Source organism: Mariniradius sediminis, from assembly GCF_021491425.1.
Taxonomy (GTDB): domain Bacteria; phylum Bacteroidota; class Bacteroidia; order Cytophagales; family Cyclobacteriaceae; genus Mariniradius; species Mariniradius saccharolyticus.
In genome coordinates, this window is sequence record NZ_JAKEVZ010000006.1 from 50,571 (window position 1) to 67,463 (window position 16,893).

A 16,893-nucleotide genomic window follows, 5' to 3' on the forward strand; every position below is an offset into this window, starting at 1 on the left:
CCAAGGTTCAAACCACATGAAACGAAGAGAATTTATCAAAACCACCGCATTGGCAGGTACCGCCTTGGGTTTCCCGACCATTGTCCCCGCATCGGTATTCGGTAAAAATGCCCCCAGCAATAAGATCAATATCGGCCAAATTGGCTGCGGAAGGATCGCACGGTCACACGACCTTCCCGGAACCTGGGCACATGATGTGGCCCGCATCGTAGCAGTATCGGATGTGGACAGCAAAAGGATGGCGGACGGAAAAGCCTTGATCGAGGCTCATTACACCCAAAAAATGGGGAAGCCTTATCTCGACGTCAAGCAGTATGGGGATTACCGGGAGATGCTGTTGGACAAAGACATCGACGCCGTGATCATCAGTACACCTGACCATTGGCATTCCCAACCGGCCATAGAAGCTGCTTTGGCCGGAAAACACATCTACCTTCAAAAACCGACTTCCCTCACCATCAAAGAAGGCCGTCAACTGACGGAAGTGGTGAAGAAATCCGGAGTAGTCCTGCAGTTGGGTACCCAACAGCGGTCCAGTCCTCAGTTTCGTATTGCCGCCGAACTGGTTAGGAACGGCAGGATCGGAAAATTGCATACAGTCCGTATCGGGCTTCCGGGCGATCCTTCAGGGCCCAAGGCCAGTCCGATGCCTGTTCCGAAAAACCTGAATTTTGACATATGGCTAGGGTCCACGCCGGAATTGCCCTACTCCGAAATCGGCGTGCACCCGCAGGAAGGATACGATCGTCCTGGTTGGCTGCGACATGAGAATTACGGTGCGGGCATGATCACAGGCTGGGGACAGCACCATTTTGACTCGGCGGCATGGGGCATGGATACCGAACTCACCGGACCACGTTTCATAGAAGCGGTAGCGGAATTCCCCAAGTTCGGATTTTGGAATGTCCACGGCGATTTTATGGTCAAGGCCGAATACGAAAACGGCGTCACCATGCTCACGAGCGGCGGCTTCCCCAACGGCATTCGGTACGAGGGTACGGAAGGTTGGATATGGGTCTCCCGGGGGGATTATGTGGCTTCTGCTAGCGACCCGGTTGCCAAAGACAAAAGTTCAAAAGCATTAGACGCCTCTGATCCAAGGCTATTGGAATCCGTGATCGGGCCTAATGAAATACATCTTTATAAGAGTGCAGACCAACACGGCAATTGGCTGGAATGCATCCAAACGGGAAAGGAACCTATCTCACCGATCGAAATCGGCCATCGCTCTTGCTCGGTATGCTTGGTCAGCCACGTGGCGATGAAAGTAGGAAGAAGACTCGAATGGGATGCAAAAACCGAAAAGTTTGTCAATGACGATGAAGCCAATACCCATCTCAGCAGATCCCAACGAGCTCCTTATGGGACGGATTTTGTCAAAGTCTAATCAGGAAAATTGAACTTGATGAGGTGTATTATCGCATTTTCCCTTTTACTTATCATTGGTTGTGTGCAGCCAAAGGAAGAGACCATGGCCGACAAACGCAAGATTACCTTTATGTCCCTTGATCCGGGACATTTTCACGCAGCACTCATCCACAAGTCCATGTATCCCCACGTGGATTCGACCGTCTATGTCTTTGCTCCTCCGGGTGACGAACTCAAGGATTATCTTGGGAGGATCGACAGCTACAATTCCCACCCTCAGAATCCCACAGCATGGAAAATTGAAGCATACGTAGGCACTGATTTTTTGGACAAAATGATTTCCCAAAAACCAGGGAATGTCATGGTAGTGGCCGGGAAAAACGACCAAAAGATTGACTACATCATGGCAGCAATCCAAAATGGCATCCATGTCTATGCTGATAAACCATTGGTAATCAATCGGGAAGGATATGGGAAATTACGGGAAGCCTTTGTCTTGGCAGCCCAAAAGGACTTGCTGCTCTACGACATCATGACGGAGCGCTTTGAGATTGGTTCGATGTTGCAGCGGGAGTTATCGATGAATCCCGAGGTATTCGGCGAGCTGGTTGAAGGCACTTTGGAGGAGCCCGCGATCACTAAAGAGAGTGTGCATCATTTTTACAAGCAAGTTTCGGGAAAGCCCTTGGTCCGGCCGGACTGGTTCTTCGATGTCAGGAAGCAAGGTGAAGGCTTGGTAGATGTCACGACGCATTTGGTGGATTTGATCCAATGGGCGGCTTTCCCGGAGCAAACTTTGGACACTGCAGATGTACAAATGCTTTCAGCCAAAAGATGGCCGACTCCACTTTCCATTGAGCAATTCCAGCAGGTAACTGGAAAAACGGCTTTTCCCGAATACCTGAAAAATGACCTTCAAGGTGATACATTGCAGGTGTTCGGCAACGGGGAATTGCACTACACCCTCCGCGGTAAGCATGCAAAGGTCAGCGTGACCTGGGATTTTCAGGCTCCGGAAGGTGGCGGAGACACGCATTTTAGCATCATGCGGGGCAGCAAAGCCGAACTTATCATCCGGCAGGGCACCGAACAAGCCTTCAAGCCAACTTTATATATCAGGCTACTTGAGGGACAGGAGAAAGCGCTGGAGGATGCCATTCGCATCGCCATGCAGACGAGGTATCCCGGACTTGACTTGGAAAAACTGTCAAACGGCGAACATCAGATTTTGATTCCTGACGAATACCATGTCGGACATGAGGCACATTTTGCCCAAGTGACAGAAAAGTTTCTGGAGTATTTCCTAGAAGGAAAAATGCCCGCTTGGGAGGTCCCCAATATGTTGGTAAAATACCATACGACTACCCGGGCCTTGGAACTTGCGGGCAATCATCCTTAGGCGACGGATCGAACCAACGACTCTTTCTCAAGCACTTTTTTACCCGCCGGGTTTAAGGATTACCTTTTTGATTTCATAAAAAATACTTTTCGAACTCTGAAAAACAGGGTGATTTCATGACCGTTGTCATATGATTTTTGAAATCTACTTTTTGGGGTAAGTTTATTTAGATTTTTTAAAAATAGTGATTGTTTAGAATCATTCTAAGCGGTATGTTTGCATCACTATTTTAACTCAGTCTAAATAAACAAGATGAAAGCGATATACTTATTCCTCCTGTTATCCCTAGTTCCCCTGATAGGAATGGCACAGGAAAGTGCTCTAAAGGGAAAAATCTCCGACAAAAACAACAACCCGCTGCCCTATGCTTCGATCCAACTGGTAGGCACCGTCAGGGGAGTCCAGAGCAATACGGATGGGAATTTTGTAATGAACAACATCCCCAGTGGGACCTACACGGTCAAGGTGATGAATCTGGGCTATGAGGATGGTTCTAAGGAAGTCGTGCTGGTTCCGGGACAAACCACAGAGCTTGAAATTGTTCTTTCGGAAGAACCAATTTGGATCGATTCATTTGAACTGTTGAGCAGCCGGGGGATTTTGGGCCAGGAAAAACTCCCGGAAGTCGAGGATTTTCGCATCAATGCCGGAAAGAAAAATGAAGTCATCCGTGTGAGGGACTTGGACGCGAATCTTGCGATGAACAACAGCCGGCAGATCTTTGGCCGTACACCAGGGATATCGATCTGGGAAAATGACGGTTCGGGAATCCAATTGGGCGTGGCATCAAGGGGACTTAGCCCCAACCGATCCTGGGAATTCAACGTGCGCATGAACGGCTATGACATTACGCCCGACCCGATGGGCTATCCGGAGGCTTATTTCACTCCGCCGATGGAAGTTGTGGAAAAAATCGAGGTGATACGAGGCGCTTCTTCACTCCAATTTGGACCACAGTTCGGAGGCCTTCTCAATTTTGTTTTGAGAAAGCCCGACCAGTCTACCCGCTTCACGGCCGAGACACTCAATACATTCGGCAACAACGGGCTTTTCAGCACCTTCAACTATATCGGCGGGACCGAAGGCAAATGGAGCTATACAGCTTATTACCAAAAAAGAATCGGCCAGGGATGGAGGGAAAATGGCTATTTCAACACCGACCATGCCCATTTGGAAGTCAGTTATGCAGCCAGCAACAGACTCAGACTTGGCTTTGAAGCGACTTATATGACCACGGAAAGCCAACAGCCAGGCGGATTGACCGATGCGCAATTCAATGAAGACTCTCGCCAAAGTACACGCAGCCGTAACTGGTTCAGCACGCCATGGTTTGTACCTTCATTTTCCGCCCAATATATCGTCTCCCCCTCCACCAAGCTGGATTGGAAGGTTTTTGCGACGATTGCTGAGCGCAACAGCGTCGGTTTCATGAAGGCAATCAACATCGAGGATGACTTTGGCAACCGTCAGGTGGACAGGGATTTTTACACTACCTATGGTTCTGAACTCCGCATGACGACCGAGCATTCCCTTTTTGGATTCAAGAATACGCTTGCGACAGGTTTGAGGTATTTCAATGGCAAAATAGATCGGATGCAATCCGGAGTTGGAGACAATGGCACGGATATGAATTTTGAATTGATTCCGGGAGCATCCTACCCTAGGGATCTGGATTTCCGAAACACCAACTTGGCTGCATTTGCCGAGAACATATTCCGGTTTTCGGAAAAATTCCTCCTGACTGCAGGCCTCAGACTGGAGCAAATCCAGTCAGAAAACAAAGGGCAGTTTTCGGTGAGCAATGGAGTCCCGATTTTCATGGAACCGGTAACGAGAACCAGGTCATTTGTCATTGGCGGACTAGGGGCAGAATACCACATCACTCCGACAACGGAACTGTACTCGAATCTTTCCCAAGCATACAGGCCGGTGTTGATTTCAGACCTGACTCCGCCCGCCACTACAGACGTGATCGACCCCAATTTGCAGGATGCACGGGGTTACAACTTTGACTTCGGATACCGCGGCAATATCGGGACGGTTTTCAACTTTGATGTCAGCTACTTCCACCTGAACTATGCCAACCGTATCGGCACCATCACCCAACTCGACCAGGCCGGACAAAGCTATCAGTTCCGAACCAACTTGGGTGAATCCGTAAGTAAGGGCTTTGAAGGCTACCTTGAGTTTGATCCTGTGACGGCCATTTTCAAGACATCACGGTATGGTTTCCTCCATTTCTTTGCTTCACTTGCCTTTGTGGATGCCACTTACCAGGATTTCCTGACCACAAGCTTGGTAAATGGACAATTGGTCGAAAGCAACCTGAAAGGCAACCAAGTCGAAAATGCACCAAGAAAAATCAACCGCTACGGTGCGACCTATAGATTCAGAACCTTCTCTATGACCTGGCAACTGAGTGACATTGGTGAGACGTTTGCGGATGCCTCCAACACGGTGACGCCCAATGCGGCAGCAACGACCGGTCTTATCCCTGCCTATAAGGTCCAAGATTTATCCGCCAGCTATACCTTCAAAAAGCGATATAGCCTCAAAGCCGGTATCAATAACTTGACCGACGAACGCTATTTTACGCGCAGGGCAGGTGGCTATCCCGGACCGGGCCTGATGCCAGCCGACGGGCGCACTTTCTATACCACATTTGGCTTGAGATTCTGACAAATAGCTTTTCAAAAAGCAAAGCCGCGCGGGATTTCCGTGCGGCTTTGTTTTTTGGTGCTTGGTGAAAGTTTTGAAGGCCGACTCGGATACGCACAGAATTTGGATGAGCAATATCCAAGAACCAGAATGTGGACGAGTAAGCTTTTTTTCAAATAATCTCTCCCTGCCAAAGCCGCTCCAAGAATATTTTCCAAGGAACGATAGAAATGTTCCCAGCTTTCCTTTCCAATGGATCGTCACTTACTACGATCAGCTTTTTTACGGAATATTCCTCTGAAAAGCTCTTTAACCCTTTCAAATGCCTCGGCTGTACATTGTCCGTCCCTTTCACTTCGATTGCCACCTCATGGTCGCCGAGTATAAAATCAACCTCGAACTGAGAAGTAGTACGCCAATAAGAAATCATATAGTCCTTTTCGGAATACTTACTGTGTGCATGTAACTCTTGGTAAATAAAATGCTCAAAAGCATGTCCAAAAGACTCACTTTTAGCCTCTATTCTACCCCGTTTCAGAAGCTTGTTGACGATGCCCAAATCAAAGTAGTAAAACTTTGGAGCCAAAATTACCCTGCGCTTGGGCTTTTTTTGAAATGAAGGTAAAAAACGGCCCAATAAAGTGTGTTCCAAGATCTGGAAATACTCTTTAACAGTATTATGGCTAACACCACATTCGGTAGCAATATTGGAGTAGTTGACGATCTCGCCGTTGGAGAAAGCAGCAGCTTCGAGAAACTGCGTAAAGGCATTTATATTCCGAATCTTCACTTCAGCCAAAATTTCATCCTTTAGGTAATTCCCAATGTACGCTTCAATCAATTTTTTGGGGTTTTCCGACAAATAGTGGCGCGGCAACAGCCCGTTGTTTAAGGCCCTCAACAATTCAAAATCGGGGATTTCAGCGTGAATGAGCGGATACAGTTCATACCTAAGCGCCCTCCCTCCAAACAGATTGTTTCCGGCTCGAATGATCTTTCTAGGGCTTGAGCCGCTGAGGATAAACCTCACAGAATGGTTTACGATCAGCCAGTGGATTTCATCCAACAAAGCTGGAATTTTCTGTATTTCATCAACAACGACTGGAACAGTATTGCCACTCGCCAATACAGCCTGTCGAAACTGCTGTGGTTCGGATTGATACCTCAAAAAAGTGTCAGACAATAATAAATCGAACCATAACGCATTAGGAAAAAGACTCTTCAACAAGGTACTTTTCCCTGTCTGACGTGCGCCCCAAAGGAATAAGCTCTCATTTCCAGAACCCTCCAAAACTTGCTTTCTTGCAAACATAGCTCAAATTCTACTTACAAATATCATGATATTTGTAAGTAATACTTACAATTATCATGATATTTTTAAACCATATTCACAAAAATCTTGGAAAACAAATGAAGAACTCCGGAGGCAACCGGGATTGACCAATCGCCATTCCCGAGCTTCATGGATCATATCGGAATAAACAACTCAAAATACTCGCGGAAAGGATTCAATCCCTACACCTCCTCCACCACGGAATATCCTTCCGACATTTCTCCAGAAGTCCAGGCCCATTTTTCATGCAGCCGAATTTTGCCATTGGGAAGGATTTCGGGGATGGAATGGCACTTGCCCGTCATGATTTCGCCCCTATCATTGATTTGGTGGTACACCATATCGATACAGCCATTTTCATCCACTAAGCCCAGCAGGTGTCCTTGGATGATTTTTCCTCCTTGGTAAGCCGCACTGAGGATATTTCCCAATTGCTGGTATTGGAAGCGTGTCTCGGAGGAGGTTTCACCATTCTCCGTGTTTTGCACCGGTTTGAAGGTTTTGTTGTGGTAGGTGGGCATGAAAGGCTTGCTTAGAATTCTAAATTTAAGACAGCCTCTCGAAAAATTCACAAAGTATACAATGTAGTCGGCGACGAAGCAAACGAAGCTGACTTTTGCCCAACCTCCACCCTTGAACTTGGGGCTTTTTTTAAATCACATGAATATTGCGTACAAGGACTCCAAAATTAATCCCGAAGGTCCGGGACTCACAACCCAATCTTGGAAACAAAATAATATAAAAAGAAAAAGCCCTGCATTTCTGCAAGGCTTCTGCTCCCCCTCTTGGGCTTGTCCCGATAACCATCGCGGACAAGGACCCCATGACTAATCCCGCAGACTCGGGACTCAGAACCCAACCCAATCTTGGAAATAAAGCCATTTATACTGAGAACGCTCCGCTTTTGTACAAGGTCCCCATTCTCCTCATTGGTGGTAGATGAAGCTAAGATGCACCGGTTGAGTATGTAACGATAAGGGAGTTAAAGGTTCAAACTTCCTTTAGAATTGCAAAAAGAAGCATTCACGAATTATTCTCCGAACCTAAGATTTTTTTCTGCAACAATCTGCCATCGTTTCTGCCTGTGCTCATAAAATTTCTTGGCGAAGGAAGTAATGAATCCAGTTATCATTCCACCATAAATGGTGATGGCATCTTCATAGTAGATGCTGCCATTACCCAAGTCTTTCATCATCACATCGTGATTCCATACTTTTGCACCTTTATCCCATTCCTTGGTGGATATTTTGAAATTAGGATCATCAATTTTCTCTATAAATAAGTAATGAATCCCTCCAAAAGGTATAAAACCAAAAACCCTCATTTTCACACCATAAGTTTTTCCAAGTTCCCATTGTTTTGGAAAAGGTTCACTCACGGATCTGAATTTTATCATTCCTTTTGCAACAAACTTTAACAAAGCGGGGGTTTTTAAATTGTTCCAAGCAGTATCAATCCCGATGGGAATCTCAGAATGGACAGTTAGTTTTTTTGCCTTGACCTGACTACCATTATAATCGATGATGAGAGATTCAACTTTAGCAAAAGGCTTCAATTTTTTTGCAGGCATATTCATTCCCATTCCTAAAATTCCATAAAGTCAAGAAGATTCTTCATCACTCAACTTCAAGTTAGCAAATCGTTATACTTCTGTCCAAAAAACGAAAATCAGACTTGAATGATACAAGTTTAACCCAATTTATGTAATCCCCCTCTTGGGCTTGTCCCGATAGCCATCGCGGACAAGGACCCCATGACTAATCCCGCAGATTCGGGATTACACCAATGAGCAAACGAAGCACCCCTTCAAAATGCTATAAAAACAAAAAAGCGGCCATATGACCGCTTTTCGCTCCCCCTCTTGGGCTTGAACCAAGGACCCCATGATTAACAGTCATGTGCTCTAACCAACTGAGCTAAGGAGGAATTTAAATATTTTTCCTATTTGTGCTATAACCTCCCGATAGCTATCGGGATGAGCTAAGGAGGAGTTTGATCTAACCGCTTTCGGTTAAAGTGTTGCAAAAGTAATAGCACTACCGTTTTTTTCCAAACCTCGATCTTAAAAAAATTCCATACCCCTTAGCTTCCATCTATTTTCATTCATAATCAGGTACTTATTTTTTGTGCCCTACAAGGCCGAACAGGCTCAACAAAAGATAATTCTCTTTCTGTTTGGAAAATTTCCCCCTGAGGACTACCAAACCTGCGCTAGATTCCATAAATTCCATTGTATTTACCCTGTCAATCAATATATGGAAACATTTCAGATTACAGTCAACGGGAAAAAACAAGAGGTCACAGCTGACCCGGATATGCCATTGCTGTGGGTTATTCGCGACCTCCTTTCCATGAAAGGCACAAAGTTCGGTTGCGGCCAAGCACTCTGCGGCGCCTGCACGGTTTTGGTCAACAATGAGGCGGTAAGGTCTTGCAGCTACCCAATCTCCCAAGTAGGAGACCAGAAAATCACCACCATAGAGGGACTTTCCGAAGACGGCGATCACCCACTGCAGAAAGCATGGGTAGAGCATATCGTGCCTCAATGCGGCTATTGCCAATCGGGTCAAATCATGAATGCGGCAGCACTATTGATCTCGAATCCTAAGCCATCCGAATCGGACATCGAGGCGGCCATGGCCGGTAACCTCTGCCGTTGCGGCACCTATACCCGAATCAAAGATGCCATCCTTACCGCTTCCCAAAATAGCTAAGCCATGAAAAGTTTTATCCCTGTGTTCAAAACAAGAGAACCACAAAACAAAAGTGAGGTGTTCATTCCCTCCAGGCGTGATTTTCTCAAACTCGGTTCATTGGCCACCGGCGGCTTTCTATTGGGCGTCAATTTCCAATGCAGCGGGCCGAAGGGTGAATTGCTGACTTTTGCACCCAATGTGTACCTCAGCATCGACTCGGACAATCTCGTTACGATCATTGCCCATCGCTCAGAAATGGGCACCGGTATCCGCACCTCCTTGCCCCAAATTGTCGCGGATGAATTGGGTGCTGACTGGAACAAGGTGAAGATCGTACAGGCCGAGGGAGACGAGGAAAAGTACGGCAACCAAAATACGGACGGCTCATTTTCCGTCCGGATGTTTTATGAGCCCATGCGAAAGGCAGGCGCTACGGCGAAGCATATGCTGATCGCCGCCGCAGCCGAAAAATGGGGCGTCCCGGCATCCGAATGCACCACTGAAAACGGTCAAGTTATCCATGCGGGGAGCAACAAGAAAATCGATTTTGGGGACTTGATCGAAAAGGTCAAGGATGCACCCATCCCGGCACCGGAATCCGTGACATTGAAGGACCCTTCCACTTTTACGCTGATTGGCAAGGATGTCGCCATCTATGATAACAAGGCGATCGCCACTGGCAAAGCTGTCTTTGGTGCGGACGTGGATCTTCCAAACATGAAGATCGCCGTCGTCCGCCGCAGCCCGGTGGTTGGCGCAAAAGTCATTTCCTACAAGGATGAAAAAACGCTTGCCATCTCCGGTGTCAGCCAAGTCGTGAAAATCGACGGGGCGGGCATTCCTCCTGGCCTGGACAAACCTTTGGAAGGCTTGGCGGTCATCGCAGACAATACCTGGGCGGCTATCAAAGGCGCTGATGCATTGGAAATTGAGTGGGACCTGGGGCCAAACCAAACGTATAATTCCGAAATCCAGCTCGAGGAAATGCTTGCCAGTACCGCCAAGGACGGCAAAATCCGACGAACGCGCGGCAATTTCAAAACTGCACGTCAAGGCGCAGCAAAGGTCATCGAGCGTACCTATGCAGCTCCATTCTACGCCCACTCGACGATCGAGCCGCCGGCAGCAATCGCTGATTACAAAGGCGACGGCACAGTCGAAATCTGGGCGCCTACGCAGCATCCCCAATGGGCCCGGCAAGCCGTGGCCGCTGCCTTGGACATCGATTACCAGCAGGTCAAAATGAACGTGACGCTCCTCGGTGGTGGATTTGGAAGAAAATCGAAGCCCGATTTTGTGGTCGAAGCGGCCTTGCTCTCCAAAGCCGCCAAATCACCTGTCAGGGTCCAATGGACCCGGCAATGTGATTTGAACCATGATTTCTACCATTCCCTGAGTGCGCAGCGAATAAAGGCCACAATCGATAAAGACGGCAAAATTTCAGGCTGGAACCACCACACGGTCTTCCCGGCCATTGGTGCCACCGGAAATGCCGACGAGGTCCATCCTTCTGATGGCGAACTGGGCCTTGGCTGCACGGACTTCCCGTACAACGTCCCCCATATCCAAATCGAAACCCACGAGTCCAAGGCCCATACCCGTATCGGCTGGCTGCGTTCGGTGAGCAATATCCACCATTCCTTCGCCATCAATTGCATGATGGACGAGTTGGCGGAGGCGCGGGGCGTAGATCCTGTGCAGCAAGCTTTGGAATATCTCGGAGAGGATCGGAATATCACATTTACGGAAGAAATGCCCGGGGGGAAATATGAAAACTACGGTGAACCCATAGATGCTTTCCCTTGGAACACAGGCAGGATGAAGCGCGTCATTGAGCGGGTCGCCAAGGAAGCGGGTTGGGGAAATGCGCTTCCAGAGGGCCAATCCATGGGTTTTGCTTCGCAAAAAAGCTTCCTGACCTATGTTGCCTGTATCGTCAAGGTACAAAAAGATGCCAGTGGAAAAATCAGCATTCCCGAAGTCCACTACGCCGTCGACTGTGGCGTGGCGGTGAACACGGACAGAATCCGGTCTCAGTTTGAAGGGGGTGCACAATTCGCGACGAGTTTGGCGATGACATCTGCGATCACATTTGAAAATGGCAAGGTCAAGCAAAACAACTTTGACACCTATCAGATCATCCGAATGCCGCAATCCCCGAAAAAAATTCACGTGCATATCGTGGAAAGTCAGGAAAAGCCAACCGGCGTGGGAGAACCTCCCGTTCCGCCCTACATTCCTGCTTTGTGCAACGCGATGTACAAACTCACGGGAGAAAGGATTTACAAGCTTCCATTTGGAGCCTGAGTTTGTTAAACCCCTTCGGAAAAACTGTGCAAATCAGTCAATCCGAAGGGGTTTTTCACTTTTTTGAAACGCAACATATACATATTTTAGTAGATTTGGGCGTTTTAGTGCATATCACCCAAATCCATGAAACGCAAGCTTTTAATTATTTTCACTGTATTTTTTGTGGTGCCTACCTTGATTTTGGGCATCTCCTTCGCGATCCTGCAAAGACACCAACAAGAACTTACCCAAAAGGTGATCGACTCCCTCAATCGGGAGTTTGTCGGTGAACTCACCCTCGAGCGAACGGGGCTCGCCTTTTTTGAAAATTTCCCCTATCTCTCGATTGATCTGAAAGGCGTAGCGTTTTACGATTCCAAAGCACAAAATTCGAAGCCATTGTACCGGTTTGAGGATATCTATCTGGGCTTCAATGTCCTTGACCTGCTGAGCACCAACTATACGATCAAAAAAATAAAAGTAAAACAAGGACATTTGGACGTGGTCAAGTATCCAAATGGGGATATCAATATTCTTTTGGCCAAGGGCATGAAGGAGGAAAAAACCACGGAAGACTCCGACTTGGATCTTGACCTTGCGTCCATTGAAATAGAAAAAATCGATGTTTCCTACCGGGACCTCGGGATGGAGACCGACTATGTCATGCACATTGGCAACCTAAAGAGTAGCGTGTCGATACAGGAAAACCAACTAGAATTGGAGACGATCGGCAACCTTATTTTTGATCTGGATTATCAGGGAACCCACACTTTTTTTTCGAACAAACATGTACAATTGGACCTTGATCTTCAATATGATCTGGAAAAGCCAAAACTTACCCTGAATCCCTCCCAAATCCAGTTGGAAGAGGCATTTTTCGCCGTTTCAGGAACCGTAGATCTCAGCAATGAACTGACCGATTTCGACCTGAAGCTCGAGGGTCAAAAACCCGATTTCAAGATGGTCGCGGCATTTCTCCCCGCGGATCTTGCCGCGGCACTCAACGAATACCAAAACCAAGGCGAGGTGTTTTTCCACGGATCCGTCAACGGTCCACTCGGAGGTGAGCAGTTTCCTGCAATCTCGCTTGAGTTTGGCTGTGAGGATGCCTATTTCCTCAATCCTGAGATCAACAAAAAAGTTGAAAAGGTCAGGTTTACGGGATTCTACACCAATGGTGCGGAGCGGAATCTGAAGACCTCGGAATTGGTGTTACAAAATGTATTTGCAAAACCGGACAAGGGTATTTTTGAAGGTAGCCTGACCGTAAGGAATTTCGAAGATCCCTATGTCAAAATCAAACTTAATGCCGACTTCGATCTAGGTTTCGTCGGGGAGTTCTTTAATTTGGATGGAATTGACGGCATAGAAGGACAGGTTATTCTCAGCATGGATTTCGACGAACTGGTGGACCTGGATGCCTCCCAAGCCAGCCTCACTAAAATCAAAGAAAGTGTCCAATCAGAATTGACCCTGAGAAATCTCCACTTCCGCTTAGCTGACTATCCCTATCCAATCAAAGACGTCAACGCCCATATGGTGATGGAGGCAGGAAAAATCACACTCGATTCCCTTCGCCTCAAAATCGAGGATTCGGATTTTCGCCTGGCAGGCACAATCAGCGACTTTCCGGCGATTATCCATGGACTCCAAAAGCCCGTGGACGTCAAATTGCAGGCAAGTGCGGAAAAACTGGATTTTGGTAAGCTGACCAACACGCCTGACGGGGAAACGGTAGAGGACCTGTCGCTCAAGTTGAGCTTTGCGGCAATCGCGCAGGATTTGATGCATTTTGACCATTTGCCAAAGGGTGAGTTTTTCATCGACGACCTCTACGCCAAGCTTGGCAAGTACCCACATACGCTTCATGATTTCGAGGCCGATATACTGATCGGAGACAACGAACTGGAGGTGAAGGGGTTCAAGGGTGAAATCGACCAATCAGATTTCTTTTTGAATGGCAGGGTGGAAAATTTCGAAAAATGGTTTCAGGATAGAATCGAAGGAAAATCTACATTTGAATGGGACTTTCGCTCCAAACAATTGAGAATAAATGATCTCCTCACCTACAACGGTGTAAATTATCTCCCACAGTCTTGGCGGGACGAAGTACTCAGCAATTTGCATATTCATGGCAAGGTCGATCTCCTTTACGAGGGGGACCTGCAGTCTGCAGATCTATACCTCACCCAACTGGAAGGGAAAACTACCCTGCATCCATTGAAACTGGAAAATTTCAGCGGGCGCATCCACTACGAGCCTGACTATCTTTTGGTCGAAAACTTCGGCGGGAAAATGGGCCTGTCAGATTTCAATATCCATATGGGCTTGGGATTGGATTCCGCCCACGCGACCAAACCCGATTATTTCCATTTCAAAGCCAATGCCCTCGACCTTGATGCACTGATGGGATTCAAGAGCATCGAAGAGGATACCAACCACCAAGAAGCCTTCAACATTTTTAAGATCCCATTCCGCAAGATGGAATTCAAAGCTGACATCAAAAAGTTAAATTATCACACCTATTGGCTGGAGGATGTGCTTGGCCGTGCACGGACCACAGAGGACCATTACCTCTACCTCGATACGTTGGCACTGAGATTGGCGGATGGAAATTTGGGAGTAAAGGGCTATTTCAATGGGAGCAACCCGGATGAACTCTACTTTTCGAGCACGATGCAGGCAGAAAAGCTCGATATCGACAAGCTCCTTTTCAAGTTTGAAAACTTTGGCCAGGACTATCTGATCAATGAAAACCTGCACGGCAAGGTCTCCGGTACCATTGACAGCAAATTCCGCGTGTATCCAGACCTTACCCCCATCGTGGACAAATCAGAAGCAAAAATGGACTTGACGGTTTACCAAGGCAGCTTGGTGAATTTCGGGCCGATGTCGGCCCTGGCAGGCTATTTTTCCGACAAAAACCTTAACCGCATCCGGTTCGACACGCTCTCCAATACCTTCGACCTGAAGGGCGGAGTATTGCACATCCCCAGGATGAATATCAATTCCAGCTTGGGATTCATTGAGCTTTCCGGTACGCAGGGCCTGGATATGAAGATGGACTATTTCCTGCGTATTCCTCTTGGTATGGTTACCCAGGTGGGATTCAGGTCGCTTTTCGGTGGCAAAAACAAAAACGAAATCGATCCTGATCGTGAAGATGCCATTGTCTATCGTGATACCGACAAACGGGTCCGGTTCGTCAATATCAACATGACCGGAACCCCGGACGATTACAAAATCGGCTTGGGAAAAGATCGGAACTAGTTTCTGGATTTGCCAATCGGCATCTCGTCGCAGTCCACATCACCGGCCACGTACTGCATGCCATTGAGCAAAAAGCGAAGCAAATCGGGATTTTCGAAACTCTGCGCATTGTGCGAGGGAGAACAATACATCACCTTGCCTTTGCCCTGGGGCCGTATCCAAGAGACATAGGTGATACCTTCAGTATTTGGAGTCTTTTGTTCCGTAACCTTCCCATTTTCAAAATAGAGCAAAGGAGTGAAATCCAGCGTCTCGTAGGCATTTTTGTAAAAATACGGCTCGTCCACATGCCGGAAACCCGTCTTGGGAAAAGCCTGCACCAATGGATGGCTGGGGTCTGCCAGCTTGACATCGATCAGCTGCTGCACAGGGTGATAATCAAAGCTCGCCCCCACCAGCCTGCTGAATGCCCGGGAATTGTTCTGCATCGTGATGCCCCCATGCAGGACAAGCAGGCCTCCGCCATTCTCCACATAGTCCAGTAGACTCTTTTCCAAATCGGCGGCATGCTGCATCAGCATGACGGTATCGGCCTCGGGATTCTCCATGTATAACTTGTCCCAAAACAAATTCCGCCGGTCGGATTTGGAACAGGTGTTGTTGAGTACGACTGCGTCAAACTTCGTCAGATTTTCCGCTTCAAACATCCGAATATCCTTGCTGGCTTTGACTTCAAATGCACCGCTCTTGGCTCCAAGTATCTTGACGACTTCCTCGGTATGTGGGATCACCCAATGCTCAAAGCCCGTATGCAGCGAAAAAACAAGGATTTTCTTCCGCTTGGACACAGGGAAACTGGCCTTCTCCGGCGCCAAGCCTTGGATCTTTGCCTTCCATGCCTCATCGAGCTTCACTTCGGGAAGGTTTTGTGAGAAGCCGTTTTGAAACAAAAGGCATCCAAAAAAGATCAAAAATACCTTGACCAGGTCATTTGAAAGAAAGTGTGTTTTTAAACGATATCGGCTTTCCATGGTGTAACTAATTACTGAAAAAGCGCAGAGATTTGAAAACACTCTCTGACAAATGGAATTGCCCGAAATGTCACCTGCTTTGTTTTTGCCTATGGAAAGAAAAGTGAGGATCATTAACATCGTTGAACTGGGAGAAAAAAAAAGCCCTCCCAAGGGGAAGGCTTTTGGGGACTGAAAAACCCAATCTATGTAATGCAATACTTATCCAACCAAATTCCCCTCTCCGTCCCACTCGGCGACCTTGCCACGGTCCTCGGGCTTGAGGTAGAGTGAGAGGTATTTTTCTTCGTAAGCGAATCCATGTTTCTTCATCACTTCATCGGGCACACCATCCCATACGTTGGGCGTGTTGCCTTTGTAGTCCATGTACTTGAATCCGATCTCGGAAGTAAAATAGCCCGTTGCAGTCAGGTTGCGCAGCATGTTGAAAAACCGGACGGCGCCTTCCATTTCAGGTTTGGCCTTGTCCGGCCATGCGATCTCGTCGATGATGGTCATGCGCTGTGCCTCATCGAGTTCGAGGAATTTCTTTCCATAGCTCTCATCGCTGTAGTGGTCCAGCCACATCAATCCACCCCGCATGGGCGTTTGGTAGGCGGGATAATCTTTCATCATAAATTCGAGGAAGTCGGTCACCTTGGCATCGGTAGCCGATCCAAAGCCCTCACTCGCAGGCATGATGATATCGGTAAGCACATCCAGTTTTTTGCGCTCGGCCTCTGTCAGAAATGTATCTGCAAGGAGCTTTTGGTCCCTGATTTTTTCTTCTTCGGTCCTTCCGCCGGGCGTACCGCCGAGGACTTGGGGGCTCATATCAGCCTGCTTTTGCTCAGGCGTGCAGTGCGTCAGCAGAAATCCGGATGCCAAAGATCCGGTGAAAAGGAGTTTGAGGTTTTCTCTTCTGTTCAT

11 protein-coding genes and 1 tRNA gene are annotated in these 16,893 nt (G+C 47.7%); 6 read left to right on the plus strand and 6 right to left on the minus strand.

What is annotated here, in order from left to right:
• The first annotated feature begins 16 nt into the window (after positions 1–16).
• From L0U89_RS08950 to L0U89_RS08960, 3 genes are all read left to right on the plus strand, one after another.
• Complete coding sequence (locus L0U89_RS08950; RefSeq protein WP_234861233.1) at positions 17–1,387, plus strand: Gfo/Idh/MocA family protein; 1,371 nt, start codon at positions 17–19, stop codon at positions 1,385–1,387.
• Positions 1,388–1,405: 18 nt separating this feature from the next.
• Positions 1,406–2,767 carry a putative oxidoreductase C-terminal domain-containing protein gene (locus L0U89_RS08955; protein ID WP_234861234.1) on the plus strand — a complete coding sequence of 454 codons (1,362 nt, stop codon included), beginning with the start codon at positions 1,406–1,408 and terminating at the stop codon, positions 2,765–2,767.
• 252 nt (positions 2,768–3,019) lie between these two features.
• Complete coding sequence (locus tag L0U89_RS08960) at positions 3,020–5,446, plus strand: TonB-dependent receptor (protein ID WP_234861235.1); 2,427 nt, start codon at positions 3,020–3,022, stop codon at positions 5,444–5,446.
• Between the two features lie 151 nt (positions 5,447–5,597).
• Here the strand turns inward: L0U89_RS08960 and L0U89_RS08965 are convergent, their stop codons facing one another.
• From L0U89_RS08965 to L0U89_RS08980, 4 genes are all read right to left on the minus strand, one after another.
• Entirely contained in the window at positions 5,598–6,737 is a 1,140-nt protein-coding gene (locus L0U89_RS08965; protein WP_234861236.1) for an ATP-binding protein, read from the minus strand.
• A gap of 203 nt (positions 6,738–6,940) precedes the next feature.
• Positions 6,941–7,279, minus strand: coding sequence for an avidin-fold protein (locus L0U89_RS08970; RefSeq protein WP_234861237.1), 339 nt, complete (start codon positions 7,277–7,279; stop codon positions 6,941–6,943).
• 509 nt (positions 7,280–7,788) lie between these two features.
• The gene (locus L0U89_RS08975; RefSeq protein WP_234861238.1) at positions 7,789–8,340 is read right to left on the minus strand and encodes a hypothetical protein; all 552 of its coding nucleotides are present in this window, start codon (positions 8,338–8,340) and stop codon (positions 7,789–7,791) included.
• Between the two features lie 270 nt (positions 8,341–8,610).
• A tRNA-Asn gene (locus L0U89_RS08980) sits at positions 8,611–8,684 on the minus strand.
• Positions 8,685–9,013: 329 nt separating this feature from the next.
• Between L0U89_RS08980 and L0U89_RS08985 the strand changes: the two genes are divergently transcribed.
• The 3 genes from L0U89_RS08985 to L0U89_RS08995 all read left to right on the plus strand — a co-directional run bounded on the left by L0U89_RS08985 (position 9,014) and on the right by L0U89_RS08995 (position 15,013).
• Complete coding sequence (locus L0U89_RS08985; protein WP_234861239.1) at positions 9,014–9,472, plus strand: (2Fe-2S)-binding protein; 459 nt, start codon at positions 9,014–9,016, stop codon at positions 9,470–9,472.
• 3 nt (positions 9,473–9,475) lie between these two features.
• Entirely contained in the window at positions 9,476–11,761 is a 2,286-nt protein-coding gene (locus tag L0U89_RS08990; protein ID WP_234861240.1) for a xanthine dehydrogenase family protein molybdopterin-binding subunit, read from the plus strand.
• Between the two features lie 126 nt (positions 11,762–11,887).
• The gene (locus tag L0U89_RS08995; RefSeq protein ID WP_234861241.1) at positions 11,888–15,013 is read left to right on the plus strand and encodes an AsmA family protein; all 3,126 of its coding nucleotides are present in this window, start codon (positions 11,888–11,890) and stop codon (positions 15,011–15,013) included.
• On the opposite strand, the gene L0U89_RS09000 is transcribed toward L0U89_RS08995, so the two are convergent.
• Together L0U89_RS09000 and L0U89_RS09005 are read right to left on the minus strand one after the other, a co-directional pair.
• Positions 15,010–15,867 carry a ThuA domain-containing protein gene (locus L0U89_RS09000; protein WP_234861242.1) on the minus strand — a complete coding sequence of 286 codons (858 nt, stop codon included), beginning with the start codon at positions 15,865–15,867 and terminating at the stop codon, positions 15,010–15,012. The two genes, L0U89_RS08995 and L0U89_RS09000, sit on opposite strands and share 4 nt — an antisense overlap.
• A gap of 318 nt (positions 15,868–16,185) precedes the next feature.
• On the minus strand, positions 16,186–16,893 hold the full coding sequence (locus tag L0U89_RS09005) for a gluconate 2-dehydrogenase subunit 3 family protein (protein ID WP_234861243.1): 708 nt from the start codon (positions 16,891–16,893) through the stop codon (positions 16,186–16,188).

What these genes read in the sequence shown, in the direction of transcription:
- L0U89_RS08985 (WP_234861239.1), top strand. Translation starts at nt 9,014, where the DNA reads ATGGAAACATTTCAGATTACAGTCAACGGGAAAAAACAAGAGGTCACA.
- L0U89_RS08965 (WP_234861236.1), bottom strand. Translation starts at nt 6,737, where the DNA reads ATGTTTGCAAGAAAGCAAGTTTTGGAGGGTTCTGGAAATGAGAGCTTA.
- L0U89_RS08960 (WP_234861235.1), top strand. Translation starts at nt 3,020, where the DNA reads ATGAAAGCGATATACTTATTCCTCCTGTTATCCCTAGTTCCCCTGATA.
- L0U89_RS08955 (WP_234861234.1), top strand. Translation starts at nt 1,406, where the DNA reads ATGAGGTGTATTATCGCATTTTCCCTTTTACTTATCATTGGTTGTGTG.
- L0U89_RS08975 (WP_234861238.1), bottom strand. Translation starts at nt 8,340, where the DNA reads ATGGGAATGAATATGCCTGCAAAAAAATTGAAGCCTTTTGCTAAAGTT.
- L0U89_RS08950 (WP_234861233.1), top strand. Translation starts at nt 17, where the DNA reads ATGAAACGAAGAGAATTTATCAAAACCACCGCATTGGCAGGTACCGCC.
- L0U89_RS08990 (WP_234861240.1), top strand. Translation starts at nt 9,476, where the DNA reads ATGAAAAGTTTTATCCCTGTGTTCAAAACAAGAGAACCACAAAACAAA.
- L0U89_RS08995 (WP_234861241.1), top strand. Translation starts at nt 11,888, where the DNA reads ATGAAACGCAAGCTTTTAATTATTTTCACTGTATTTTTTGTGGTGCCT.
- L0U89_RS08970 (WP_234861237.1), bottom strand. Translation starts at nt 7,279, where the DNA reads ATGCCCACCTACCACAACAAAACCTTCAAACCGGTGCAAAACACGGAG.
- L0U89_RS09005 (WP_234861243.1), bottom strand. Translation starts at nt 16,893, where the DNA reads ATGAACAGAAGAGAAAACCTCAAACTCCTTTTCACCGGATCTTTGGCA.